The 26532-nt window shown below is 44.8% G+C and carries 18 protein-coding genes, 1 tRNA gene and 2 rRNA genes; 13 read left to right on the top strand and 8 right to left on the bottom strand.

What is annotated here, in order from left to right:
* Positions 1–7: 7 nt before the first annotated feature.
* On the bottom strand, positions 8–1273 hold the full coding sequence (gene waaA / locus L1D21_RS13640) for a lipid IV(A) 3-deoxy-D-manno-octulosonic acid transferase (protein ID WP_239845818.1): 1266 nt from the start codon (positions 1271–1273) through the stop codon (positions 8–10).
* 245 nt (positions 1274–1518) lie between these two features.
* Here waaA and L1D21_RS13645 point away from each other — a divergent pair, with 245 nt between their 5' ends.
* The 5 genes from L1D21_RS13645 (at position 1519) to glpG (ending at position 6043) form a co-directional block, all read left to right on the top strand.
* Positions 1519–2169 (top strand): TetR/AcrR family transcriptional regulator, encoded by a 651-nt coding sequence (locus L1D21_RS13645; RefSeq protein WP_239845819.1) that lies wholly within the window; start codon positions 1519–1521, stop codon positions 2167–2169.
* 398 nt (positions 2170–2567) lie between these two features.
* A complete protein-coding gene (locus tag L1D21_RS13650) occupies positions 2568–3761 on the top strand; it encodes a glycine C-acetyltransferase (protein WP_239845820.1) in 1194 nt (397 codons plus the stop codon).
* Between the two features lie 8 nt (positions 3762–3769).
* A complete protein-coding gene (gene tdh / locus L1D21_RS13655) occupies positions 3770–4795 on the top strand; it encodes an L-threonine 3-dehydrogenase (protein ID WP_239845821.1) in 1026 nt (341 codons plus the stop codon).
* Positions 4796–4883: 88 nt separating this feature from the next.
* Positions 4884–5189 carry a thiosulfate sulfurtransferase GlpE gene (gene glpE / locus L1D21_RS13660; protein ID WP_239845822.1) on the top strand — a complete coding sequence of 102 codons (306 nt, stop codon included), beginning with the start codon at positions 4884–4886 and terminating at the stop codon, positions 5187–5189.
* 17 nt (positions 5190–5206) lie between these two features.
* Positions 5207–6043, top strand: coding sequence for a rhomboid family intramembrane serine protease GlpG (gene glpG / locus L1D21_RS13665; RefSeq protein ID WP_239845823.1), 837 nt, complete (start codon positions 5207–5209; stop codon positions 6041–6043).
* A 35-nt stretch (positions 6044–6078) separates the two neighbouring features.
* Here glpG and elbB read toward each other — a convergent pair whose 3' ends face one another.
* Positions 6079–6732, bottom strand: a complete 654-nt coding sequence (elbB, locus tag L1D21_RS13670; RefSeq protein ID WP_239845824.1) for an isoprenoid biosynthesis glyoxalase ElbB — start codon at positions 6730–6732, stop codon at positions 6079–6081.
* Positions 6733–7120: 388 nt separating this feature from the next.
* Between elbB and polA the strand changes: the two genes are divergently transcribed.
* Positions 7121–9880: a DNA polymerase I gene (gene polA, locus L1D21_RS13675; protein WP_239845844.1), complete on the top strand. Its 2760-nt coding sequence runs from the start codon at positions 7121–7123 to the stop codon at positions 9878–9880.
* A gap of 649 nt (positions 9881–10529) precedes the next feature.
* On the opposite strand, the gene yihA is transcribed toward polA, so the two are convergent.
* Positions 10530–11186 carry a ribosome biogenesis GTP-binding protein YihA/YsxC gene (gene yihA / locus L1D21_RS13680; RefSeq protein WP_239845825.1) on the bottom strand — a complete coding sequence of 219 codons (657 nt, stop codon included), beginning with the start codon at positions 11184–11186 and terminating at the stop codon, positions 10530–10532.
* Positions 11187–11354: 168 nt separating this feature from the next.
* Here yihA and L1D21_RS13685 point away from each other — a divergent pair, with 168 nt between their 5' ends.
* From L1D21_RS13685 to hemN, 5 genes are all read left to right on the top strand, one after another.
* Positions 11355–11975: a cytochrome c4 gene (locus L1D21_RS13685; protein WP_239845826.1), complete on the top strand. Its 621-nt coding sequence runs from the start codon at positions 11355–11357 to the stop codon at positions 11973–11975.
* 721 nt (positions 11976–12696) lie between these two features.
* Positions 12697–13371 carry a class I SAM-dependent methyltransferase gene (locus L1D21_RS13690; RefSeq protein WP_239845827.1) on the top strand — a complete coding sequence of 225 codons (675 nt, stop codon included), beginning with the start codon at positions 12697–12699 and terminating at the stop codon, positions 13369–13371.
* A 40-nt stretch (positions 13372–13411) separates the two neighbouring features.
* A complete protein-coding gene (yihI, locus tag L1D21_RS13695) occupies positions 13412–13945 on the top strand; it encodes a Der GTPase-activating protein YihI (protein ID WP_239845828.1) in 534 nt (177 codons plus the stop codon).
* Positions 13946–14024: 79 nt separating this feature from the next.
* Positions 14025–14492: a DUF2489 domain-containing protein gene (locus tag L1D21_RS13700; RefSeq protein ID WP_239845829.1), complete on the top strand. Its 468-nt coding sequence runs from the start codon at positions 14025–14027 to the stop codon at positions 14490–14492.
* Positions 14493–14673: 181 nt separating this feature from the next.
* Positions 14674–16050: an oxygen-independent coproporphyrinogen III oxidase gene (gene hemN, locus L1D21_RS13705; RefSeq protein ID WP_275659003.1), complete on the top strand. Its 1377-nt coding sequence runs from the start codon at positions 14674–14676 to the stop codon at positions 16048–16050.
* Between the two features lie 96 nt (positions 16051–16146).
* On the opposite strand, the gene add is transcribed toward hemN, so the two are convergent.
* Positions 16147–17142 carry an adenosine deaminase gene (add, locus tag L1D21_RS13710; protein WP_239845831.1) on the bottom strand — a complete coding sequence of 332 codons (996 nt, stop codon included), beginning with the start codon at positions 17140–17142 and terminating at the stop codon, positions 16147–16149.
* Positions 17143–17362: 220 nt separating this feature from the next.
* On the opposite strand from add, the gene L1D21_RS13715 reads away from it, so the two are divergent.
* Positions 17363–19156, top strand: a complete 1794-nt coding sequence (locus tag L1D21_RS13715; RefSeq protein ID WP_239845832.1) for a DUF885 domain-containing protein — start codon at positions 17363–17365, stop codon at positions 19154–19156.
* A gap of 125 nt (positions 19157–19281) precedes the next feature.
* On the top strand, positions 19282–20256 hold the full coding sequence (locus tag L1D21_RS13720) for an alpha/beta fold hydrolase (protein WP_239845833.1): 975 nt from the start codon (positions 19282–19284) through the stop codon (positions 20254–20256).
* Here the strand turns inward: L1D21_RS13720 and L1D21_RS13725 are convergent.
* From L1D21_RS13725 to L1D21_RS13740, 4 genes are all read right to left on the bottom strand, one after another.
* Positions 20245–22575: a GGDEF and EAL domain-containing protein gene (locus L1D21_RS13725; RefSeq protein WP_239845834.1), complete on the bottom strand. Its 2331-nt coding sequence runs from the start codon at positions 22573–22575 to the stop codon at positions 20245–20247. The genes L1D21_RS13720 and L1D21_RS13725 overlap by 12 nt on opposite strands.
* Before the next feature lie 587 nt (positions 22576–23162).
* A tRNA-Asp gene (locus L1D21_RS13730) sits at positions 23163–23239 on the bottom strand.
* A 36-nt stretch (positions 23240–23275) separates the two neighbouring features.
* A 5S ribosomal RNA gene (rrf, locus tag L1D21_RS13735) occupies positions 23276–23391 on the bottom strand.
* A 284-nt stretch (positions 23392–23675) separates the two neighbouring features.
* Positions 23676–26508 (bottom strand): 23S ribosomal RNA (locus L1D21_RS13740).
* Positions 26509–26532: the final 24 nt, after the last annotated feature.

The following is a 26532-nucleotide window of genomic DNA, read 5'->3' on the forward strand; positions in this document are numbered from 1 at the left end:
AGCAGGGCTATTGCTCTATCAGTTGGCACGCAACAGCAAACTGTTTAGCCAATGCCCCTTTATTATCTTCGACCACTTTAAGACCTGCCTGACGAGCCGCTAAATAGGCGGCTTTATCATCCCACTTTTCAATCAAATGTAACGCTAGCTCTTGCGCCGAACTCACCATTGACAAGCCGCCCGATGCTTGTAATAACTGCGTAATTTCAGCAAAGTCCCAATGGTGAGGGCCAACATAAACAGGTAAGCCTAACGCTGCGGGTTCGAGCGGATTATGGCCACCATTCTCAATTAAGGTGCCACCAATAAATGCTTGATCGGCCGCGCCATAAAAACTTAACAGCTCGCCCATAGTATCGCCTAACAACACCTGAGTCTGGCCATTTACATCATCACCTTGACTGCGTCGAGCCAAGGTTAATCCCGCTGCCTTAATATGCACCGCCGCATTCTCAAACTGCTCAGGATGTCTGGGTACCATAACCAACAAGGCATCGGGAAAACGGATCAGCAGATTTTTATGAGCCGCAAGCATAATATCAAACTCTCCGGGGTGAACACTGCCCGCAACCCATACTGGCGCATCCTGTCGTTGCCACTCACTTCTCAGAGACAAAGCTTTATCGATATGGCGCTGTTCAACACTCAAGTCAAACTTTAAACTGCCACAGACTTTAACCACATGATTCGCTACACCCAGAGATATAAATCGCTCTGCAGCCTGACTCGATTGCGCAGCTATCACATCTAAGGCCTGTAACATGGGCAGTGATAATTGGGTACGGCTAGCGTATTGCTGCGCCGATTTCTCCGATAAACGCGCATTCGCCAGCATTAATTTACAACCACGACGCTTCGCCTGATAAAGCAAATTAGGCCAAAGTTCCGTCTCCATAATAATGCAGACTTTAGGCTGTACCTGCTGTAAAAATCGCGCGACACAGATAGGCAGATCAAAGGGCAAATAACAGTGCTGTACCCTGTCACCAAAGGCCTGTTTAACCTGCGCCGATCCGGTAGGACTTGTCGTGGTTACCGTCACAGACAGTTGTGGGTATCTATCCATAACCTGATTAATCAGTGGAACGGCCGCCAAGGTTTCCCCCATTGACACAGAATGGATTAACAGATCCGTCGACTGTAAACGGCTCAAACCGAAGCGTTCGGCCCAACGACCACGATAGTCAGGACTTTTGATTGCTCTAAAAGCCAAGTAAAGCAGTAACAAGGGCGAAATAAGATAAAGTAGAGCAGAATATAAAGTTCGATTCATGAAGTTTATGCTTATGATCAGTCAATTAGGCTTGAAACAACCATTTTAGCACGCTAACTAAGCCCTGACACACTCACGCTTACAACTGCAAGTCGATGTCGAAACATGACTGGTCTGATTAGGGTTTAATTGACATTTACCATGGGGCTGTTTAACTTGCAGTTCAAGCCTTTACTCTAAAATGCCTGCACTACTGCAAGCATTAGACATTCGATTTATCATCATTTGATGTATCTAGGATCTGCATGAAAACCCGCGAAAAAATTATTCACGCCAGCTTGGCACTCTTTAATGAACATGGCGAACGCAGTATCACGACTAATCATATCGCCTCACATTTAGGGATTAGCCCGGGTAACCTTTATTACCACTTCCGTAATAAAGAAGACATTATTCGCTCGATTTTTTCGCTCTATGAACAGCAATTGGAATCAGGTTTTCAACCTTACGAAGGCAAAAAAGTCGATGTTGACCTCTTAATCGGTTACTTCGATGCACTATTTGATACTTTATGGCAATTCCGTTTTATGTATGCCAATTTGGTGATCATCCTCAGCCGTGATGAAACACTGAATAAGCAATATGCGATCACCCACAAGTTGGTACTCGAACGAGCCAGCAATATTTTAAAGCAGCTGAAGCAAGATGGCTTATTGGTTATCAACGACACCGAAATCACACCACTGGCAGATACCATCCGTATGATAGCCTGCTTCTGGATCAGCAATTGTTTAACCCATAGTGAAACACAAGTCATCACCAAAACCTCTGTCTATGAAGGGCTACTTAGAGTGCTGATGATTTTCAAAGCCTATGCCAGTGAAGAAGCCTGTGCGACATTTGCCCGTATCGAGCAACACTATCGCGAGCTAGCATCAAACACACAAGAAGATTAACCCTTGCTCAGGGATGACTCCGCCCCCTGAGCGAATACTCAACATCCATTTTGCATTAGTTTTTATTATGCGAAACCTTACTTAGCACTAACTTAGATAATAGCGATAAAAAAGTGTGTGGTACTTGACCTATTTAAGGTTAGAATTCGCCCAACTTAATTACTCTACATGGTTCATATTGCTGTTTCTGTCACAAAAAAATTATCTAATAACAGCAGTAAACAACCACCCAATTAAGCTAAACTTAGGCCTTAAAGCATTAAGCCATATCTATGCTAAGACAAACATACGCTATCGCCTCGGCGGAACATTCAACATGACCGTCAAGATTTGCAGCCTAGTCATCGGCCAAATAGATGAAGCTTAAATAAAAATTATACAAAAGAAGGAGACACAAGGTGGCAACGACCTCATTCTACGATCAAATCAATCAACAGCTTGCTGAAGTAAAAGCAGAAGGCTTATATAAAAGTGAGCGCGTTATCGCCTCTCCGCAACAAACCGAAATCGAAGTTAACGGCACAGAGGTAATGAACTTTTGTGCTAACAACTACCTGGGTTTAGCAAATCACCCTGAACTCATTACCGCTGCTCAACAAGGCTTGAGTGACCACGGTTTTGGTATGGCATCGGTACGCTTTATTTGTGGTACCCAAGATATCCATAAGCAACTGGAAAGCAGCTTAAGTGAGTTCTTAGGCATGGAAGATACCATTCTTTACTCTTCTTGCTTCGATGCCAACGCAGGTCTTTTCGAAACCTTACTTAGCGCCGAAGATGCTATCATCTCTGACGCCCTTAACCATGCTTCAATTATTGATGGTGTCCGTTTATGTAAAGCAAAGCGTTTCCGTTATGCTAACAACGACATGGCCGATCTCGAGACCCAGCTTAAAGCCGCTAAAGAAGCCGGTGTTCGCCATATTCTGATTGCCACCGACGGCGTATTCTCGATGGACGGCGTTATCGCCAACCTTAAAGGCGTGTGTGATCTTGCTGACAAGTACGGCGCCTTGGTGATGGTTGATGATTCTCATGCCGTTGGCTTTATCGGCCAAAATGGTCGCGGTACACATGAATATTGTGACGTCATGGATCGTGTCGATATCATTACCGGTACTCTCGGTAAGGCATTAGGCGGCGCATCAGGTGGTTTCACCTCAGGCAAGAAAGAAGTGATCGACTGGTTACGTCAACGCTCACGCCCTTACCTGTTCTCAAACTCTCTGGCACCTTCAATCGTCACCGCATCAATCCACGTGCTTGAGATGCTCAAATCAGGTCAAGCATTACGCGAAGCCGTGTGGGAAAACAGTCGTTATTTCCGCGAAAAAATGACTGCAGCAGGCTTCACTTTAGGTGGTGCAGACCACGCCATCATCCCGGTGATGATTGGCGATGCCAAACTTGCCGGTGATTTCGCCAATAAATTACTAGAAGAAAACATCTATGTGATTGGTTTCTCCTTCCCAGTAGTACCCAAAGGGCAAGCACGTATTCGTACTCAGATGTCAGCGGCACATACCCGTGAACAACTCGATCGCGCTATCGATGCCTTTACTCGCATCGCCAAAGAGATGGGCATAATTTAGGATTAAACATGAAAGCATTAAGTAAGATAAAGCCTGAAGAAGGCATCTGGATGGTCGATGCACCTAAACCTGCAGTAGGCCATAACGATCTATTAATTAAGATCCGTAAAACGGCAATTTGTGGTACCGATGTGCATATCTACAACTGGGATGAATGGTCACAAAACACCATTCCCGTACCTATGGTTGTAGGGCATGAATATGTGGGCGAAGTGGTTGAAATAGGCCAAGAAGTTCGCGGCTTTAATATTGGCGATCGCGTATCGGGTGAAGGTCATATCACTTGCGGCCATTGTCGTAACTGCCGCGCGGGTCGTACTCACCTGTGTCGTAACACATCAGGTGTCGGTGTGAATCGTGAAGGTGCCTTTGCGGAATACTTAGTTATCCCAGCTTTTAACGCCTTTAAAATCCCCGATGATATTTCAGATGATTTGGCCTCTATCTTCGATCCTTTCGGTAACGCAGTACACACAGCACTGTCTTTCGACTTAGTCGGTGAAGATGTGTTGATCACAGGTGCGGGCCCTATCGGTATTATGGCCGCCGCCGTTTGTCGTCATGTAGGTGCACGTCACGTAGTGATCACCGATGTAAACGAATACCGTCTCGATCTGGCTAAAAAGATGGGTGCGACTCGCGCGGTTAACGTTGCGAACGAGAAACTCGAAGATGTCATGCAAGAACTTGGTATGACTGAAGGTTTCGACGTGGGTCTGGAGATGTCTGGCGTACCAATGGCTTTCCATTCAATGCTGGACACCATGAACCATGGCGGTAAGGTGGCTATGCTAGGTATTCCTGGCGGCGAAATGGCTATCGATTGGAGCAAAGTTATCTTCAAAGGTTTGATCATTAAAGGCATTTATGGCCGTGAAATGTTTGAAACTTGGTACAAGATGGCCAGCCTTATCCAATCGGGTCTAGATATTTCCCCCATCATTACTCATCACTACAAGGTCGATGATTTCCAAGCAGGCTTCGATGCAATGCGTTCGGGCCAGTCAGGTAAAGTGATCCTTAGCTGGGATTAATCCGTTACTCGCAACAATCATGGGGCTGTACTCTCGCAGCCCCATGTTGCACACTTAATCTAATTCTCTATTTCAATACAGGTTGACCATGTCCGCTTTTCAACACCTTAGTGTGAATCAACTGATCCAGATGCAACAAGAAAGTGGCGACATACAAGTCGTCGATATTCGTGATAATGCCAGTTTCGAGGCGGGACATATTCCCAATTCAACCAACCTCACCAATGAAAATCTTGCCAGTTTTATTGGTAACGCAGATATGGATCATCCGCTTGTGGTGGTGTGTTACCACGGTATTAGTAGCCAAAATGCAGCGCAATACCTTATCGAACAAGGGTTTGATGACGTTTATAGCCTAGACGGTGGCTTCCAAGCTTGGCGAGACGCTAATTAATTAGTGGAGAAACACAGATGTTGGAAGTGGGTCGCTTACCCAATGCCCGTGCCGCACAGGCATTAATCGATTACCTCAAGGGACAAGACATTCAATGTCGACTGACTCCTGCTGAACAAGGCGTCATTATCTCTGTGGTAAAAGAGAGCGACTATAGCCGCGCCAGAGCCGAATACGAGCAATTTCTGCAACATCCCACCGATGAAAAATATCTCCAAGCATCTTGGGATAATGGCGGTATAGATACCAAATTTGATTACGGTGCTCCCGGTCTACAACTGTTAACTCAATTTGTTTCTGGTGCAGGTCCATTAACGCTGGCAATTATTGCCGTCTGCGTCGTGATATTCTTAGGTTTCAATCTTGGGTTTGCTAATCCCATTTTCGAGCATTTATCTTTCTTCGGCGCGGTCCCCGACAGTGGATTAGCGCAATTTTGGCGGGTATTCACCCCCAGCCTAATGCATTTCTCCGCGATGCATATCATCTTCAATCTGCTCTGGTGGTGGTATCTCGGCGGCAAAATTGAAAATAAAATAGGCGTCGCGCCATTGCTCATCATACTCGTCGTTGCTGGTACTCTACCCAATATAGTGCAATATTATTTAGCCGGTCCCAACTTTGGTGGCCTATCAGGGGTAGTCTATGCGGTAGTCGGTTATACCTGGATCATGGGCGTCAAACGGCCCGAATCCGGCATCGGCCTAGCACCCGCCTATATCGGTTTCATGTTGCTATGGTTAGTGTTTGGTTTTACCGATATGTTTGGTCTATCTATCGCCAATGGTGCCCATATTGGCGGTCTTGTGGTTGGGGTTATTCAAGGCTTTATCGACAGTAAAAAAACAGCCTAGCGCTTCTGCTAGGCTGCAGCTCCATTCACACACCGCTATGCCATCTCTAACACTTTTTTCACCAGTTTACTGATGCCAATATGAGCCTCGGCAATATTTTCCGCCAGCATATATGCAGGCGTACTCACCAATTTATTAGCCTCGTCGACAACGATTTGCTCGACATTGGCGATAACATGCTCACCGCCCATAAGATTAAAAGCCTGCATGGTATCGCCATCATTACCTATGGTGCCCTTGGCTCCTGCTTGATATAACTTAGGGATCATTACAGGTGCAATACAGATGAATCCCACGGGTTTACACGCACCGACAAACTCACTGATAAATGCTTTCACCTCTGGGTGCACTTCACACTCGCTTCCCGATACCGCAAAATCACACAAATTTTTAGCCGCACCAAATCCACCGGGGATAACTAAGGCATCAAACTTCTCAATATCTAATTCGGTAATAGCTTTAATATCGCCACGAGCAATCCTAGCCGCTTCTACCAACACATTGCGTTGATCGTTTCCATCCACTTCGCCAGAAAGATGATTAACCACATGCATCTGATCAATATCTGGCGCAAAACATTGATAACTCGCGCCAGCTTGAGTTAAACAAAGTAAGCTCAATACTGCCTCATGGAGTTCACTACCGTCGAAGACACCTGCGCCGCTCAATAAAACAGCCACTTTTTTCATTAAAAACTCCTTTTATAGATCCAACAGTTTTAACAAACAGCTAACAAACCTCTTGATCTGATTATTTTTCGTGCTAAGTTAGTTCCTCGACTTTATCAAGGCATTCAATTTTCGCCAAGATAACAGTGTGAAAATGGATTAAAAATAAAAAGTCCACAAATTAGGAATTTTTACTTGGAAGTAATACCTAGTTCACAAAAAAATTTAATACCACAATAAATCAAAGAGTTAAATCGAATCCAGCCGTTCGGAGCCTTGATACTTACTCAGATAATTATTTTTAGCTCACAGACTTATCCACAGTTTGCTGAGTATTTTTGCATGGCCGAAATCCCCTCGATATGGCATGCTAACCACATCATCGAATAGCGATAAATTAATTAACACTATGCCTAATATTGCTGAAAACCCACTCATCCTAGTGGATGGTTCCTCCTATCTTTACCGCGCTTACTATGCTCCGCCTCATTTAACCAACTCGAAAGGTGAAGCAACTGGCGCGGTTTATGGCGTAATCAACATGTTACGTAGCCTGCTAAAGCAATATAAGCCAAGCCAGATGGCGGTGGTGTTCGACGCGAAAGGTAAAACATTCCGTAACGATATGTACGCCGACTATAAGGCACATCGTCCACCAATGCCTGATGATTTGCGTAGCCAAATCGATCCGCTTCATCGCATCATTCGCGCCCTGGGCTTACCTCTAGTATGCATTCCCGGTGTTGAGGCCGATGATGTAATAGGCACCATTGCGACACAGGCCAGCAAAGAGGGACGCGCCGTATTAATCAGTACTGGTGATAAAGATATGGCTCAGTTGGTCGACAGTAATGTCACCCTGATTAACACCATGACCAACACGATTTTAGGACCTGATGAAGTCACCGAGAAATTTGGCGTTGGCCCAGAACTGATCATAGATCTACTGGCATTGCAGGGTGACAAAGCCGATAACATTCCTGGATTACCAGGCGTCGGTGAAAAAACAGCATTAGCTATGCTGCAAGGTTTAGGCGGTATCCGACAGATCATCAACGAAGCCGATAAATTGCCAGAGCTGGGCTTTAGAGGTTCAAAAACCATGCCTGCAAAAATTGCCGAACATGGTGAAATGCTACAACTCTCTTATGAATTAGCCACCATCAAACTCGATGTCGAACTAGAACAAGATTGGCATCAACTTAATATCTCCCCGGCCGACAATGATGAGCTGATCAAATGCTATGGCGAGATGGAGTTCAAACGTTGGTTAGCTGAAGTCTTAGACGGTAAAGGTACAAACAGTAGCACTAATGATGATGAAACTGACGATGAAAGCACTGCACCGGTCAATATCGATACCGATTACAGCACGATTTTAACTTGGGAAGCCTTCGATGAGTGGTTCACGCTGCTATCGAAAGCCGAACTTGTCGCATTCGATACCGAAACCACCAGCCTCAATTATATGCAAGCAAAATTGGTGGGACTCTCGTTTGCCGTAGAGGCAGGTAAAGCCGCCTATTTACCACTGGCACATGATTATCCCGACGCACCGCAACAGCTCGATAGCGAGCAAGTATTAGCCAGATTAAAACCATTACTTGAAGATGCCAACATCAAAAAAGTCGGCCAAAATCTAAAATACGACATGAGTATTTTAGCCAATGTCGGTATCACCTTACGCGGCGTGGCATTCGACACCATGCTGGAATCCTATGTGTTTAACTCGGTGGCATCCAAACACAATATGGATGACTTGGCGCTCAAGTATTTAGGCCATAAGAACATCAGTTTCGAGGAAATTGCAGGCAAAGGTGCCAAACAACTGACGTTCAATCAGATCCCACTGGAAACAGCTGCTCCATACGCCGCAGAAGATGCCGATATTACCCTACGCTTGCATCAACATTTATGGCCCCGATTACAGAAGGCATCCGAACTTGCCAGTGTATTTAGCGATATCGAATTGCCACTGCTAACGGTACTGTCGCAGATTGAACGCCAAGGGGTCTTAGTCGATAGCATGCTGCTTAGTCAGCAAAGCGACGAGCTGGCGCGAAAGATTGATGAACTGGAGCAGAAAGCCTACGAAATAGCAGGTGAAACCTTTAATCTCAGTTCAACCAAACAGTTACAACAACTGTTTTTTGAAAAGCTGGGGTATCCAGTCATCAAAAAGACACCTAAAGGAGCGCCCTCGACAGCTGAAGAAGTACTGGTCGAATTGGCCTTGGATTACCCCCTGCCTAAAATCTTGCTCGAGCACCGAAGTTTAACCAAATTAAAGAGCACTTATACCGATAAACTGCCATTGATGATTGATGCTAATACTGGCCGAGTGCATACGAGTTACCATCAAGCAAATGCAGCTACGGGGCGTTTATCATCCAGCGAACCCAATTTGCAAAACATCCCCATTCGCACCGAAGAAGGACGTCGAATTCGTCATGCCTTTATTGCCAATAAAGGTCGCAAGATCTTAGCTGCCGATTACTCGCAAATCGAACTGCGAATCATGGCGCATTTATCTCAAGATGAAGGCCTGTTAACTGCGTTTGCCGAAGGGAAAGATATTCACCGTGCAACCGCAGCCGAAGTCTTTGGTGTTAGTTTTGATGAAGTAACAACCGAACAGCGTCGGCGTGCTAAAGCGGTAAACTTTGGTTTGATCTATGGCATGTCGGCCTTTGGTTTAGCAAGACAGTTAGATATACCGCGCGCTGAAGCTCAGCAATATATCGACACCTATTTCAAACGTTATCCTGGTGTACTCAAGTATATGGAAGAGACTCGCGCTGCAGCGGCAGAACAAGGTTACGTCTCTACCCTATTTGGTCGCAGACTTTATTTACCCGCGATCAAAGATAGAAACGCCATGCGACGCCAGGCTGCCGAGCGCGCCGCGATTAACGCACCAATGCAAGGGACTGCCGCCGATATCATCAAAAAGGCCATGATTGCGGTAGCGAACTGGATCGCGTCAGACACCCACGGCGAAATAGACATGATTATGCAAGTGCACGATGAATTAGTCTTTGAAGTCGACAGTGATAAAGCCGAGAGCCTGCAGCAAAAAGTTTGTGAGCTAATGGCCAAGGCTGCCAAGCTTGATGTTGAGCTGCTTGCCGAAGCGGGCATTGGCGACAACTGGGAACAAGCTCACTAACTTAAGTTGACTCCGAATATCAATCTGAAGCCTCAGTGTTAACTGGGGCTTTTTATTTTCAACAATGCCATTTTCACGTCCAGGATTTACCCCTCCTCGAAATCACAATAAACCTCACCGATCGCACGGCTGGAAAATAGGATCTAAGAAGAGTAATGAGTTTGAAAACACCATTTTTTTGAGTTAAGCCACATTATTAGCCTAATTTATGAAAAACAGTTTCCCAAATTATGCTCAATAAGATATGATTCTCTGCGTAGGGTACAGAGGTTAAGATGTTCTATCTTTAAAACCTTTTTTATTTCACTGATTGAAAGTGATAGCCGAATTATGGCGCCTCAGCAATGTATGTTGCTGGGGCTTTTTTTCGCCCCAAATAATTTTTAGAGCAAATACTTTAATAGTGTTCTCTATCGCTGTATACTCCACACCGTTGAGAGCCATCGTTAAGTCGACGGATCTTGAGTCTTGTTAAATTTAGCGCTTTCCCAAAAGAACTAAATTATTTACCGATGGCAAATGCCGTCGGTTTTTTTTGTCAAAAATTCAGGCTTTATGGCCAGAACCTTAGCTTAATCTGATTTTTATTCATAAAAAACGCCGCCTATTTAGGCAGCGTCTTTAGCTAAAAACCTGATTAAGGTAGATATTACTCTTCACTTGCTTCAGCTAAGGCTTCCATCAACCAATCTGGATGGCACCATTCATTTAAAATACTCAATACCTTAGGTTTACCAGTGCCTTTTAACGATGAAAATGGCTCGACTTTCACCGAATCACCAAAATCGGCTAACTCTTTGCGCACTTGATTGACGGTTTTCATTCGTGCACTTTGAGCTAATTTATCGCATTTAGTGAGCAGCGCGAGCACCGGAATATCGCAATCCACGGCCCACTCGATCATCTGCATATCTAAATCTTTTAACGGATGACGAATATCCATCAGCACCACTAAACCACTTAAGCAATCTCGCTCCTGCAAATATTGCCCTAGAGCTTGCTGCCATTTTTTCTTCATGGCGAGCGGCACTTGAGCAAAACCATAGCCAGGTAGATCGACCAAACGACGATGTTCATCTAAAGCAAAAACATTGATCAATTGCGTACGGCCTGGTGTTTTACTGGTACGGGCTAAGTTCTTTTGCTCTGTTAGTTGGTTCAAAGCACTCGACTTACCAGCATTAGAGCGACCAGCAAAAGCGATTTCGACGCCAACGTCACCCGGAAGGTGTTCGTCGAGATGTGCAATATCTGGTGCACTGATCAAAAATTTTGCCTGCCGAAAATCGATACGAGAATCAGTCACTACCCACTCCAAAATTTGTTATTTCTTCAGCTTTAATATCGAAGAGTTGCTTACATTTGCACAATTTCGTGTAAAATATTACTCCGATCACATAAATCATATTTTATCACGCTTGCAGGTCACTCTCGTAAGCTCAGGACAAAAAATTTAACTAAAAGTTGGAACGCCATGAAAAAGTTCGCTATTGCGCTATCAATTTTAGCCACCTTATCCACTCCAGCTCTAGCAGCAGGTGATGCTGAAGCGGGAAAGACTAAAGCTGTCATTTGTTCTGCCTGTCACGGGGTTGATGGTAACAGCATGATAGACATGTACCCTAAAATTGCAGGGCAACACCAAGCTTATTTAAATAAGCAGCTACATGATCTGCGTAAAGCAGCCCACACTGGTGGTGCCGAAGGTCGTAACGATCCTATGATGAGCCCTATGGCTGCGGCATTAAGTGATCAGGATATTGACGATTTAGCGGCTTACTTCGCTTCGCAAAAGCATAATGAAAATGCGGCTACAGATGTTCCTCCACTCGGTGAGCAATTGTACAAAGGTGGTGACCCAGTGCGTGGTATCACTGCATGTATCGCATGCCATGGCCCTACCGGCCAAGGTAACGAAGCAGCAGGCTTTCCAGCTCTTGCTAGCCAACATGCTAACTACATTAAGATCCAATTGAATAAGTTTCATAGCGCAACTCGTAATAATGACTTAAATGGCATGATGCAAGATGTGGCTAAAAAACTGACCGCTGAAGACATGGAAGCGTTATCTAAATATATTTCAAGCATTAAGTAAGTAAGTAAACTCAATGCAAAAGGCGGCCTACGTCGCCTTTTTTACTACTCAAGCCTTACGTTAACGTAAACTAGATGAAATACACGCTTGACATGGATCACATAATTAGGTTTAATTATGCCCGTACTGAGGTAAACCCAACTGTTTAAATAAAAACGAGCCAATAACATTAAACAGATTTCAGTATGTAAAATCATTTAAGATATAAGAATAAAGAAAGACATAATAATAATAATTTTTGACCACTCACAAAAATAACAATGAGTCGTACTTCAAATTTGAAGTCAGGTCGTACACTTTTATGTAAGGAAATTTGGTTAGGAAGGCCAATACGCTATATAGCACTCTGCCTTACAGGTTCAGAAAAACAGTTTGACTGTTTACTGCTGAATGTTACATCAATGACAAGGATGGTTTATTTGGCGTCATAGAAGACGATATGGATTGTGATGTGTCATGAAGACCATCTACGGAAGCTGTGGTCAGGAAGGCAACAGGGATATCAAGAAAGTGTCGGGAAGACCGAAAACGATAAAATATGCAAGGAAAGCAGCTAAAAAATAAGATGGAATCCGACTGGGAAAGTCGCATAGCAAGTATGGATACTTGGAATCAGAATTGAGTACCTTTGGTACTTTTTGGAAGGCGACAGTGTACTGTCGCCTTTTTTTATTTGTCGTTGTAAACTAATTCAATCTTCATAAAGAGTGCTTTCCCATTCATGCGCAGATGTCCCTTATGTAGCAGCGATAAGACAGGCCCATTTTACCAAGATAGAAAACGCACTATACATCGCTGTAAAGTCTGCATGCTGTTATTTGCCGATGCCAGTTCTTACCTGCCCCCCGATGCCGAATTAAGCAAATATCGCGCAGCGAATAATAAACACAAACCCATGCAGCAACTGATCTCAAGCTTAGTCACTCAAGTTGAGCAATTAAATCCAAATCCACTGCTTGGTTTAAACTTCGGTCGATTGGTTAATTCCTCTACGATAGAGGCACTACGACAGCGCGGTCATCACCTACTGCAATATGATCCTTTTTTTGCAGCCGATCATAGCCTGCTAAAACAGCAATACGACTTTATTAGCTGCTATAAAGTGTTTGAGCATTTTCGTTTGCCGAGTAAAGAGTGGCAATTGCTTTGCTCGATTCTAAAACCCGGTGGCTGGATTGCTATCAATACCCAACTCATTACTGAGTTAAACGGCTTTGCCAAGTGGCATCATAAGAACAACCTCACCCATGTGAGTTTTTATCAACGCGCCACTTTTCAATATCTAGCGCAACACGCAGGCTTTAGGCTATTATTCGCATCAAATGATCTGATTTTGGTGCAAAAACCACCAGGATCTGGTATAACACGCGACCCAAGTTCACTTATCTCTTCCTAATCAGATAAGTTCACGATTTTTTGTAGTTGAGATTATTGTTATGTCCCGTAAGAAAACGCGCAAAATCAATGAAAATGCGCCAAAAAGAGCACCAAGAACCAAGAAAGAAGAACGCGTGGTTTCTGGTAAAAAGCAAAATTCGGGCAATAAAGCGGGTAGCCGTCATAACGAAAAACAGATCCAACAAAAGCAAGCCGGCGGCGCGCAAACAAAAGATCCTCGTCATGGAAGCAAAAAGCCGATTGCGCTTAACCTACCTGAAGCTAAGCCAGTAGAGCAAAAACCTAAGGCACTTAAGCTGAACGATGAACAGAAATTATTAAAGCTCGAGGAAGATCCACGTCTTAACTCGCTGCTGGATATGCTAGAAGAAGGACGTGAACTCAATGCAACCGATCAACAATGGCTTGAAAAGCAGCTAACCGAGATTGAACGTTTAATGGATCGCCTTGGTATCAGTGAAGCAGATGACCTCGATCACGTGATGAAGACCACGATTAGCTCAGATGATGATCTGCTCGAGAAGTTTGAATCTGGTGCCGATCTGCTTAAAGATTACCAAAGCAAAGACTAAACCCTCGCTTACTCCCCTGATGGCATCAATTTCGATGCCATTACTGTTTTAACTCTCCCCCAAATTTGTGGACAGCATTATGACAACTCCTGTAATTATTCTTGGCGCTATCATCATTGTTGCACTCGCAGCCTATGCAACCCACCTGCTACTTAAACTCAAACAACAGACAAAGCAGCAACAAGCAAAAATTGCCGCTCAACAAGCAGCTCAGCTCGTCCACGAAAATGAATTACTCGGGAATATCCACTATATCGCCGCAGCAATGCTTGAAGAACGCTGTGAGTTGTCTGAAGGCGTCATGCGGATCGGTAAGCTGTTCGACATTTTAGGCAAAACAGCAGAGGTCAGTGCTCACTACCCTGCGCTATTTAAACATTTCGATGTCATCAAAACCCATCCCATAATGGAACAACGTAAGGCACTCGAAAAACAGCAACGCATGAAGCTCGATTTAGCCAGAATGAAATCTGAAGCCGCCTTAGAAGCCGACATCAATCAAGAAGTCCAACAAATCCTAAAAGATTACGCCGCTCACGTTAACTAATCACAAGGCGTGAGTACGCGCACAAAATTGGCCATCTGCCACAGACAATTGGGCTAAATTCAAGGATAGTCACCAGCTATCATAAACTGCAGTGCTATTTTGCAACATGGATCAATGTTATTCATCCAATAACATTGCATACTTCGCTTGTTGCTAATTTACCACCTTCGGAGGACACGCCTTGAAGCAGCCCACCCAAATTAGTTGGGATCAGTCAATGATCGAAAAGTATAATTACAGCGGTCCTCGTTACACCTCTTATCCGACCGCATTGGAGTTTGACGATTCTTTCACCGAAAACGATCTACTTACTTCGATTAAAAATAGTAAGAGTGACAAGCTGTCACTGTATTTGCATATCCCATTTTGCGCCAAGCTTTGTTACTACTGTGGCTGTAATAAGGTGATCACTCGTCATCAGCATAAGGCTGACCAATATATTGAATATCTGGCTGCCGAGATCGTAAAACGCGCACCACTATTTAAAGATTATCTAGTAACACAGATTCACTGGGGCGGTGGAACACCAACCTTCTTAAGTCCTGAGCAGATCTTACGTTTGTCAGCACTACTACGTGAACACTTCAATATTGCTGAAGTTGGCGAATACTCTATCGAAGTCGACCCACGTGAAATCGAACTGTCTATGTTAGACACCCTAAAAGAAGCCGGCTTCAACCGTATCTCTATCGGTGTACAAGACTTCAATAAAAAGGTGCAAGTTGCGGTTAACCGTGAGCAAGATGAACAGTTCATTTTCGATCTAATGGCCAAAGCCAAAGAGATGGGATTCGTATCGACTAACATCGATTTGATCTATGGTCTACCACATCAGACGCCTGAGACCTTCGCTGAAACCATGCAGCGTGTGTTAGATCTGTCACCAGACCGTTTATCGGTATTCAACTACGCTCACTTGCCTGCACGTTTCGCAGCGCAGCGTAAGATTAAAGATGAAGATTTAGCTTCGCCACAACAGAAGCTAGAGATGCTGCATCAGACTATCGAGACCTTAACTGGTGCGGGTTATCAGTATATCGGTATGGATCACTTTGCTAAGCCTGACGATGAACTGTCTATTTTGCAAAATGAAGGCCGACTACACCGTAACTTCCAAGGTTATACCACCCAGGAAGAGTGTGACCTACTCGGTTTAGGCGTGTCATCAATCAGCCAAATCGGCGATTGCTATGCACAAAACCAAAAAGATATTCGTCCATACTACGAGTCTGTAGATGAGAAAGGCCACGCTTTATGGAAAGGCTGTAAGTTGAATCGCGATGACGAAATTCGTCGTGTGGTAATTAAGCAGCTTATCTGTCATTTCGATTTGGATATGGCTAAGATTGACGAACAGCTTGGCATTACTTTCGAAGAGTACTTTGCCGAAGATCTCAAATTGCTACAGACTTTTGTCGACGACAAGTTAGTCGATATTACTGATAGAAAGATCACCGTAGGCGACACCGGTCGACTATTGATCCGTAATATCTGTATCTGCTTCGATATCTATTACCGCGAAAAAGCGCGTCAGCAACAGTTCTCGCGCGTTATTTAATCCCTTAATCCTGCGGATTATCCATAAAAAGCCGATGATGATTCATCGGCTTTTTTGTTGCTGTCTTATCAGAAATAAGCGTTGTAATACTGAATATTAGACTTTGCTCGCGTAAAGCGCCTTACGCTCGGCATCAGAAATAAAGGCCATTTCAACGCCATTTCGCTGCAGCACACTTAATTGTGCATCACTCAGCCCCATCTCTTGCTGCACCACTCGATACTCGTGTTTAATATCTATTGCACTGACACCTGGGTCATCGGTATTTAGTCCTATCATCACTCCAGCATCCATAAAAGTTCGCAGCGGATGAGTCTGATAATCGCTGATTGTAGAAGTATGCAAGTTACTCGTCGGGCAAGACTCGATACCTATTTTATGTTTAACAAGGTACTCCATTAATTTCGGGTCGTGAATGGCATTCACCCCATGACCAATTCGGGTCGCGCCAAGCTGCTCAATGGCTTGCCACATGCTTTCTGCGCCCGCGGCTTCTCCAGCATGGGCGGTAATCGCTAATCCGGCATCTCGAACCTTTTTAAAATGATCATTAAACAGCGCTCCAGGAAAGCCAATCTCATCGCCAGCCAGATCCATCGCAACCAAATGTTGCTTATGCGATAGCAAAGCATCGAGTTCCTGCATACAGGCTTGCTGACCAAATGAACGCGACATGATACCAATCAAATTAATTTTGACATCAAACGCTTTTGTTCCAGCCTTAACACCATCGACTACCGCTTCAACCACCGCTTCCAACGGCAGTTTATGATTCATCGCCATGTAATAAGGGCTAAAACGTAATTCGGCATAATCTAAACCCGACTGAGCCGCATCGGTGACATTTTCATAGGCAACACGCTTCACCGCATCGAGATCGGCCAATACCGCGACCATCCAATCGAGTTTTTTCAAGAAAGCGACCAGACTCGACTCTTTGCCTTGGATCTGCACAAAAGGCGCTAAACCCTCAAGTGTATCCGATGGCAATGCAATATTATGTTGATGGCCTAACTCCCAGATTGTTTCCACCCTAACATTACCATCGAGATGACGGTGTAAATCGACTAAAGGTATGGATGTATCAATCATATTTAACCCCTTTTAAAATATTGCTGCCACACGACTATTGTTTTGATTATAACATGCCTCGTTTGTTTATACGCATAATTAGTGGCAAGGGCAATTTGTTTCAAATTTGTTTGCAACAATATGTGTCTATGTAAAAAATCGACCAAATCGGCTAATGACGAGACCTATAGGATTCTGCATAATGATTTAACACTAATAATGACAATTAAAGGGATAGTTCATGTACAAGCAATTTGTACCTTGCCTGCTAGTTTTAAGCCTCAGTGCTTGCCAAGTTAATCAGTCAGCGCCACAAGATCCAACGGCTCAACCAACCACAGCATCAACTAGCACCGAACATCAACAATTACAAAGCTATATCGATAGAGCATGGCAACTGCGAGTAGATGCTAGCCCAGATTTGGCCTATTCCAACGGTAATAAGCAAGCGGCGGGAAAATTAGTCGACTTATCTCCAGAGTCGTTAGCCAATATGGATACTAAAGAGCTCAAGTTGCTTAATGAGCTAAAACAACTCGATACAAGCAAGCTCAATAAAGAAGACAAGATCAACGCCCAAATCCTGCAATATCAACTACAAAACAGTGTCGATCAGTATCACTACAAAGAACATTACCTACCTATCTCTTCTGAGAGCGGCTTTCATGCCTATATCGCCTCTATTGCTAAAGGGCGTTTTAATACTCAAGAAGATTATCAAAACTATATTGCCAAATTAAAGGCATTGCCTACTTATTTTGCCCAACAAACCTACTGGCTAAAGCTGGGGTTAGCCTCAGGGATCACAGCGCCTAAAGTGACCCTAAATGGTTTCGAAGACAGTATCAGCGCCTTTATTGTACCCGTAGAAGAAAGTGGCTATTTCGCACCATTTACTCACTATCCAAAACATTTTAGCAAACAAGAAAAACAGCAACTCACAGAGCAAGGCAAGGATCTGGTTGCAAATACCGTTATGCCGACCTACCAGGCTTTCTTTGATTTCATGACCAAAGAATATATTCCGGGAGCTCGCACCACGATTGGTGCCTCGACGCTCCCTGATGGTCGTGAATATTATGAAAATCGCGTACGCTATTTCACCACGCTCAATATGACGGCCGATGAGGTTCATGAGTTAGGACTCAAAGAGGTCAAACGTATTCGCGCAGAAATGCAGGCGGTTATCGATAAAGTCGGCTTTGAAGGCGACTTTGCTGCCTTCCTAAAATTCCTGCGTACCGATCCTCAGTTCTACCCTAAAACACCACTAGAACTGTTGGAGTATGCGTCTTATATCGCTAAAAAAGCCGATGCTATTTTGCCTAAGTATTTCGGTAAACTGCCAAGAAAGCCCTATGGTATCCAAGAGGTGCCATTAGAAATTGCACCGAAATACACCACTGGCCGCTACTCTGGCTCTAATCGTGATGATGAACCCGGCTATTACTGGGTGAATACCTACGCATTAGATAAGCGCCCTCTGTATGAGATGGAAGCATTAACCCTACATGAAGCGGTTCCAGGTCACCATCTACAAATCTCGTTAAATCAAGAGCTCACTTCATTACCTAATTTCCGGCGCTACAGCTATATCTCGGCCTTTGGTGAAGGTTGGGGACTTTACAGCGAACACTTAGGTTTGGAAGCGGGTTTCTATAAAGATCCTTATAGCAATTTTGGTCGATTAACTTACGAAATGTGGCGTGCTGCGCGTTTAGTGGTCGATACCGGTATGCATGCAAAAGGTTGGTCTCGTCAACAAGCACTCGACTTCATGGCCAATAACACCGCACTTTCAATGCATAACGTCACCACTGAAATAGACCGCTATATCACTTGGCCAGGTCAAGCATTGTCATACAAAATTGGTGAGCTAACCATCAAACGCCTACGTCATAAGGCAGAACAAGCCTTGGGCGAGAAGTTTAATATTCGCGCCTTCCACGATGCCGTTCTCGCCAATGGCTCAGTACCAATGGAGCTATTAGAACAACAAATCGATGACTTTATTGCCGAACAAGCAGCTAAATAACATCGGCTATGTGAACTAAGCCAAAAGAAAGAACGAGCGATGAGTTTGTTATCAACTCATCGCTCGTAAGCCAAAATTAATCCATGCTACACTGAGCAACATCTCAACTCAGCCTTGATAATTTCATGTCTACTGACGTCAATACTGATATCAATCCCCAGATGCACTTTTCTTCGGAGTCACAATATGATGAAAAGCGCCTAAACCAGTTTTGGCATCAAGTAACACAAGCCAAGTTGCCAATCTCTGCTGATATTTCATTAGCCTATTGCTACATAAATCATCCTCAATCTGATAAAGCCATAGTGATCAGCAGCGGACGAATTGAATCCTACTTAAAGTACAAAGAAACTATTTTCGATCTCTACCATTTAGGCTATAGCGTTTATGCCGTCGATCATCGTGGTCAGGGCTTATCCAGTCGCCTCACCACCAATCCACATCAGGGACATGTTGGTAAGTTTGAAGATTATATTGATGATTTTGAATATTTTATCGATACAGTAGTGACTCCAGCGGCACACACTTCACTATTTCTGCTTGGCCACTCAATGGGAAGTGCCATTGCCACCCTATACCTAAAACGAGCACCGAAGACTTTTAAAGCTGCGGTGTTGAGTGCACCTATGTACGGGATACGTTTGCCGATACATCCCCACTTTATATACTGGCTAGCTAAGCTGTTGGATAATGGTTCGGCAAAGGAGCCTAATTTCGTTATAGGCGGCAAAAATTATCATCCAGCAGTATTTGAGCAAAATGAGCTGACCCATAGCCAGGTTCGCTATCAGCAGTTTCGCATGCTCTATCAGCAGAGACCTGAATTACAACTTGGCTCACCCACCAACCACTGGCTGCAGCAAGCCATTATCGCCAGTCGCAAAGCCCTTATTGCGGCTCAACAATCGACCACACCAATCCTAATTTTACAGGCAGAATATGATTCGATTGTTGATAATAATGCTCAGACACGCGCCATCAGCGAGCACTGCAAATTAGTAACCATAGCCAATGCCCGCCATGAAATATTTATCGAAAAGGATGCGGTTAGAGATGAAGCGTTAAGCCGTTTAGACGCGTTCTTTAGCTCACATTACTGAGCTAGTCAGGCTCATATTAACCTGAGCTTGAACAAGCAAAATCGAACGGAGTTTATCTGCAGCCAACGGCCGATAGAATAGATAGCCCTGGAACAAGTCACATTGATACTCCATGAGCTGTTCGTATTGAGATTGGATTTCGACGCCTTCAGCAACAAATTTTAAATCTAATCCGTGCGCCATATCGATCATTGCCTTCACTATCGCTCCAGAGGACTCATGACTTCCCATCTCACGAATAAAGCTGGCATCAAGCTTAAGCCGAGTGAGTGGTAAGCCTTGAATATAACTCAAAGAACTATAGCCAGTACCAAAGTCATCAACTGCAATACTGACTCCCGAATCGCGCAATACCTGCATTGATTCTCTTACCAACTGAAGATCGGTCAATAATGCATATTCAGTAAGCTCTAACTCGATTTTCTGCGGCGCAACTTTCTCATGTCGCAACAATTCTAAAAGCATCTGTGGAAATTCATGCTGATTAAATTGCCGTGCACTGACATTGATAGACACCATAGGAGCCTCAAGCCCTTGGGCCTCTAATGCCCGAATAAAACGACAAGCTTCTAGCAATACCCAATGTCCAATTTCAATAATCAGGCCACTGCCCTCGGCAATAGGAATAAACTCTGCAGGAGAAATTGCACCATGTTGAGGATGATTCCAACGCAACAGCGCTTCCACTGAGGCTATCTCCCCCTTTCGGTTTAACAAGGGTTGATACACTAAGCTCAATTGTTCTGCTTCGATGGCGCGAGCCAACTCTGTTCGGATCAGCAAGCTACGCTCGGCCTTTGCATCCATTCCCTTACTGTACACAATGAAACGATCACGTCCTTTATCCTTAGCTTGTTGCAACGCTAAATATGCTCGCTTAACCTGTTGTTCAGGCAGCAGCTTTTCAGCATGATCTATGATGGCAATACCAATACTTGTCGACAGATTAAAACTATGTTCACTGATATTAAAACTACGGCCAATCAATTGACGAGTCTGACTAGCCAACGCCTGAGCGCGGCGTTTAGCTAAAATAGGATCTTGCGGCAGACGTTTAACCAATACCACAAATTCATCTGCAGCTAAGCGGGCGATTAGCGCATCAGATGCAAAATAACTTGAAAGCCGAGCCGCTATCTGAATTAGCAGCCGATCACCGCCATGGTGCCCCAACGCATCATTAACTATCTTAAAATTATCTAAATCAAGTAGGAATAAAGCCGCACAATTTCCAGGAGCAGAACCTAGCTCGTAAAGTGCATCCATCAGCGCACGTCTATTGGCTAAGTCAGTTAAAGGATCATGTTTCACCAAGTGTGAGGCAGTTTTCTGATTACGTACATCTTCGCTAACATCGGATAAGGTGCCAATCATCCGAGTCGAATTACCATTATCATCCCAAGCTACCGTCATGCCACGATCAAGCACCCAGATATAATGCCCCTGTTTATGACGCAGACGATGAACCGTTTCAAACTCTTCCGTTTTACCCGCTAAATAAGCTTTAAGTGCATCTAAACTAGACTTTTTATCTTCAGGATGTAAACGGCTTTCCCACGTAGAATAATCACTCTCCAGTTCATCGGGTTTATAGCCCAACATATCTTTCCAGCGATCAGATAGAAAAAGCGTATTAGTTGTAATATCCCAATCCCAGATGCCATTTCGGGAAACTTCAACCGCAAACAGCCAACGCTGCTCACTATCCCTTAACTGCTTTGCTCCGTTAAGATACTGAGTTTTGAAAATCGACAAATTAGTTGTAAGAGACGCTAGTTCAGAGAAGCAACTTGACAAAGAAGAGTAACTATTATCTTCCTCATTGATATTAGCAGCATGTTTACTAAGTAGACCCAAGGGACGAAAAAGATACCTGTGAGCTAAATACAGTGAAAATAATAGCAGTGCCCCTCCGATAATACCGATCCGCAAAATACTCATCATCACTTGATAATCAGAGTGAGAAAGCGCAGGAGAAAGATCATACTCTAAGTATATAATTTCAGGTTTTTCAATCGAAAGATTAGATACCAGAGGCACAATGGGAAAATAGGCTTGAATCGACTCACGCTGCGGATTAAACCGAACAACTGGTGTACTGCTGCTTACTGCGTCACGGTGATATTCTTCGTCATAACCATCAATTACCAGACTCGCAGAACTATCTTGCCACACAGCATGATTAGCAAAATCGATATAGCCTTCATGATCGATCAGTGTATAAACGACCATCTGCATATCACTACTCACCAAAGCGATTTCCTCTTCAACCCGAGAGAAATTCAATCTCTCTGATGACTCAGAAATTAGATAATTCATCCTCATAAGCTGTTTAGATAACACTACAGTCTTATTCTGATACAAAATGCTACGTTGTTCTTTACGCTCGAGCATATAGGATGACAGCAAAAACACAGCAAACACTAATACGCATACAGTCGGTATGAATATTCGAAGTGAAATGTATTGGAAGTGCTTGTGCAAAAGTTATTTACCTAATTAAAACTCAATCTAACAACCGTATTCATCATCTAATCCCACATCGGTGATTAGCGATTATGCCACAGTTAAAATAGTCAGGTACAACAAACTGAGTTCTCAGCAATGCACAAAGATATTAAAGCCTCACCAGCAGAAAAAGTTGAAGCAACCATTAGCAGTGAAAAATGTAACTAAGCGCCAAACTGCTTTCTCCCAAATACAAAAAAGCCTCGTCATTTCTGACGAGGCTTCGATATCATTGGCGGAGCGGACATGATTTTGCAAGAGTGAACCCGCGTCTCCGGCGTGAGAGGCCATCGTGTCTAAATTAAATTCTAAAGAGAAGCTCAATCCACTGACCACCACTCTGCCTATGCTCCAAATACAAAAAAGCCCCGTCATTTCTGACGAGGCTTCGATGTAATTGGCGGAGCGGACGGGACTCGAACCCGCGACCCCCGGCGTGACAGGCCGGTATTCTAACCAACTGAACTACCGCTCCTTTAGTAAAACGCTCACGCGGGATACTAAATTAGGCGCCTGGAAATGACCTACTCTCACATGGGGAGACCCCACACTACCATCGGCGCGATTGCGTTTCACTTCTGAGTTCGGGATGGGATCAGGTGGGGCCACAATGCTATGGTTTCCAGACAAATTCTTACTGGTTAATTGTCCGTCTGACGGCATTGTTTCCTCGGTACAGTGCTCATGTACTAAAGTACACTCCGCGCTTCGCTCGTTACGGCTTTGTCAGCCAAACAATTACCTGCGTAATTAACCAAAATAGTAAAATTTAGAAAGCTGTTTTAAATTTGAGTCACACTCAATCAAGTGCCTGTATTCTTTTGTTCAAGTATCACCATCACGACCTCCATGGATGGAGGAAGTGCCGAGAAATGATTGGACTCATTTCCGGTAAAACCCATTAGGGTTGTATGGTTAAGCCTCACGAGTCATTAGTACAGGGCTCTTTAGARACCTTAAAGGTCTAGGGATGACTCATCTTAGGGCTCGCTTCCCGCTTAGATGCTTTCAGCGGTTATCGATTCCGAACGTAGCTACCGGGCAATGCYATTGGCATRACAACCCGAACACCAGCGGTTCGTCCACTCCGGTCCTCTCGTACTAGGAGCAGCTCCCTTCAATCATCCAACGCCCACGGCAGATAGGGACCGAACTGTCTCACGACGTTCTGAACCCAGCTCGCGTACCACTTTAAATGGCGAACAGCCATACCCTTGGGACCGACTTCAGCCCCAGGATGTGATGAGCCGACATCGAGGTGCCAAACACCGCCGTCGATATGAACTCTTGGGCGGTATCAGCCTGTTATCCCCGGAGTACCTTTTATCCGTTGAGCGATGGCCCTTCCATTCAGAACCACCGGATCACTATGACCTGCTTTCGCACCTGCTCGACGTGTATGTCTCGCAGTTAAGCTGGCTTATGCCATTGCACTAACCGTACGATGTCCGACCGTACTTAGCCAACCTTCGTGCTCCTCCGTTACTCTTTGGGAGGAGACCGCCCCAGTCAAACTACCCACCAGGCACTGTCCTCAACCCCGATTCAGGGGCCAGAGTTAGAACATCAACACTACAAGGGTGGTATTTCAAGGTTGACTCCACGAGAACTGGCGTTCCCGCTTCAAAGTCTCCCACCTATCCTACACATGTAGGGTCAATGTTCAGTGCCAAGCTATAGTAAAGGTTCACGGGGTCTTTCCGTCTAGCCGCGGGTATACGGCATCTTCACCGCAATTTCAACTTCACTGAGTCTCGGCTGGAGACAGCGTGGCCATCATTACGCCATTCGTGCAGGTCGGAACTTACCCGACAAGGAATTTCGCTACCTTAGGACCGTTATAGTTACGGCCGCCGTTTACCGGGGCTTCGATCATGAGCTTCTCCGAAGATAACCCAATCAATTAACCTTCCGGCACCGGGCAGGCGTCACACCGTATACGTCATCTTGCGATTTTGCACAGTGCTGTGTTTTTGATAAACAGTTGCAGCCACCTGGTATCTGCGACTGCCGTCAGCTTAGGGAGCAAGTCCCATCACCAACAGCAGCGTACCTTCTCCCGAAGTTACGGTACCATTTTGCCTAGTTCCTTCAGCCGAGTTCTCTCAAGCGCCTTGGTATTCTCTACCCGACCACCTGTGTCGGTTTGGGGTACGATTCCTGCTAACCTGAAGCTTAGAAGATTTTCCTGGAAGCATGGCATCAACTACTTCAGTTCCGTAGAACCTCGTCGTCAACTCTCAGTGTATGTGTACCCGGATTTGCCTAAGTACACCACCTACAATCTTAAACGCGGACAACCAACGCCGCGCTAGCCTAGCCTTCTCCGTCTCTCCATCGCAGTTAGCAGAAGTACAGAAATATTAATCTGTTTCCCATCGACTACGCCTTTCGGCCTCGCCTTAGGGGTCGACTCACCCTGCCCCGATTAACGTTGGACAGGAACCCTTGGTCTTTCGGCGTGGAGGTTTTTCACCCCCATTATCGTTACTCATGTCAGCATTCGCACTTCTGATACCTCCAGCGTGGGTTACCCCTTCACCTTCAACGGCTTACAGAACGCTCCTCTACCGCACAYACAAAAGTRTGTACCCATAGCTTCGGTGTATTGCTTAGCCCCGTTAAATCTTCCGCGCAGGCCGACTCGACTAGTGAGCTATTACGCTTTCTTTAAATGATGGCTGCTTCTAAGCCAACATCCTAGCTGTCTAAGCCTTCCCACATCGTTTCCCACTTAGCAATAACTTTGGGACCTTAGCTGATGGTCTGGGTTGTTTCCCTTTTCACGACGGACGTTAGCACCCGCCGTGTGTCTCCCGAGTAGTACTCATTGGTATTCGGAGTTTGCAAAGGGTTGGTAAGTCGGGATGACCCCCTAGCCTTAACAGTGCTCTACCCCCAATGGTATTCGCTCGAGGCGCTACCTAAATAGCTTTCGAGGAGAACCAGATATCTCCCGGTTTGATTGGCCTTTCACCCCCAGCCACAAGTCATCACCGCATTTTTCAACATACGTGTGTTCGGTCCTCCAGTTGATGTTACTCAACCTTCAACCTGCCCATGGCTAGATCACCGGGTTTCGGGTCTACACCTTGCAACTAAACGCGCAGTTAACACTCGGTTTCCCTACGGCTCCGCTATTCGCTTAACCTTGCTACAAAATGTAAGTCGCTGACCCATTATACAAAAGGTACGCAGTCACGGTCTCAAGAACCGCTCCCACTGCTTGTACGTATACGGTTTCAGGTTCTATTTCACTCCCCTCACAGGGGTTCTTTTCGCCTTTCCCTCACGGTACTGGTTCACTATCGGTCAGTCAGGAGTATTTAGCCTTGGAGGATGGTCCCCCCATGTTCAGACAAGATGTCACGTGTCCCGTCCTACTCGTTTTCATCATCGGTTAGTTTTCGTGTACGGGACTATCACCCTGTACCGTCGTGCTTTCCAACACATTCCACTAACACCCCAATGACTTAAGGGCTAATCCCCGTTCGCTCGCCGCTACTAGGGGAATCTCGGTTGATTTCTTTTCCTAAGGGTACTTAGATGTTTCAGTTCCCCTCGTTCGCCTCCTTAACCTATGTATTCAGTTAAGAATGACACCTTATGGTGCCGGGTTTCCCCATTCGGACATCGTTAGCTCAAATGCTTGTTACTAGCTCGCCAACGCTTTTCGCAAGTTACTACGTCCTTCATCGCCTCTGACTGCCAAGGCATCCACCGTATACGCTTAGTCACTTAACCATACAACCCAAATGAGTTTCATCT

It is taken from the genome of Shewanella sp. Isolate11 (assembly GCF_022398315.1).
GTDB lineage: Bacteria > Pseudomonadota > Gammaproteobacteria > Enterobacterales > Shewanellaceae > Shewanella.

Excerpts from the sequence above, each read along its gene's own strand:
- waaA (WP_239845818.1), bottom strand. The coding sequence starts at position 1,273 with ATGAATCGAACTTTATATTCTGCTCTACTTTATCTTATTTCGCCCTTG.
- L1D21_RS13645 (WP_239845819.1), top strand. The coding sequence starts at position 1,519 with ATGAAAACCCGCGAAAAAATTATTCACGCCAGCTTGGCACTCTTTAAT.
- tdh (WP_239845821.1), top strand. The coding sequence starts at position 3,770 with ATGAAAGCATTAAGTAAGATAAAGCCTGAAGAAGGCATCTGGATGGTC.
- glpE (WP_239845822.1), top strand. The coding sequence starts at position 4,884 with ATGTCCGCTTTTCAACACCTTAGTGTGAATCAACTGATCCAGATGCAA.
- glpG (WP_239845823.1), top strand. The coding sequence starts at position 5,207 with ATGTTGGAAGTGGGTCGCTTACCCAATGCCCGTGCCGCACAGGCATTA.
- elbB (WP_239845824.1), bottom strand. The coding sequence starts at position 6,732 with ATGAAAAAAGTGGCTGTTTTATTGAGCGGCGCAGGTGTCTTCGACGGT.
- polA (WP_239845844.1), top strand. The coding sequence starts at position 7,121 with ATGCCTAATATTGCTGAAAACCCACTCATCCTAGTGGATGGTTCCTCC.
- L1D21_RS13685 (WP_239845826.1), top strand. The coding sequence starts at position 11,355 with ATGAAAAAGTTCGCTATTGCGCTATCAATTTTAGCCACCTTATCCACT.
- L1D21_RS13690 (WP_239845827.1), top strand. The coding sequence starts at position 12,697 with ATGCGCAGATGTCCCTTATGTAGCAGCGATAAGACAGGCCCATTTTAC.
- yihI (WP_239845828.1), top strand. The coding sequence starts at position 13,412 with ATGTCCCGTAAGAAAACGCGCAAAATCAATGAAAATGCGCCAAAAAGA.
- L1D21_RS13700 (WP_239845829.1), top strand. The coding sequence starts at position 14,025 with ATGACAACTCCTGTAATTATTCTTGGCGCTATCATCATTGTTGCACTC.
- add (WP_239845831.1), bottom strand. The coding sequence starts at position 17,142 with ATGATTGATACATCCATACCTTTAGTCGATTTACACCGTCATCTCGAT.
- L1D21_RS13715 (WP_239845832.1), top strand. The coding sequence starts at position 17,363 with ATGTACAAGCAATTTGTACCTTGCCTGCTAGTTTTAAGCCTCAGTGCT.
- L1D21_RS13720 (WP_239845833.1), top strand. The coding sequence starts at position 19,282 with ATGTCTACTGACGTCAATACTGATATCAATCCCCAGATGCACTTTTCT.
- L1D21_RS13725 (WP_239845834.1), bottom strand. The coding sequence starts at position 22,575 with ATGAATTATCTAATTTCTGAGTCATCAGAGAGATTGAATTTCTCTCGG.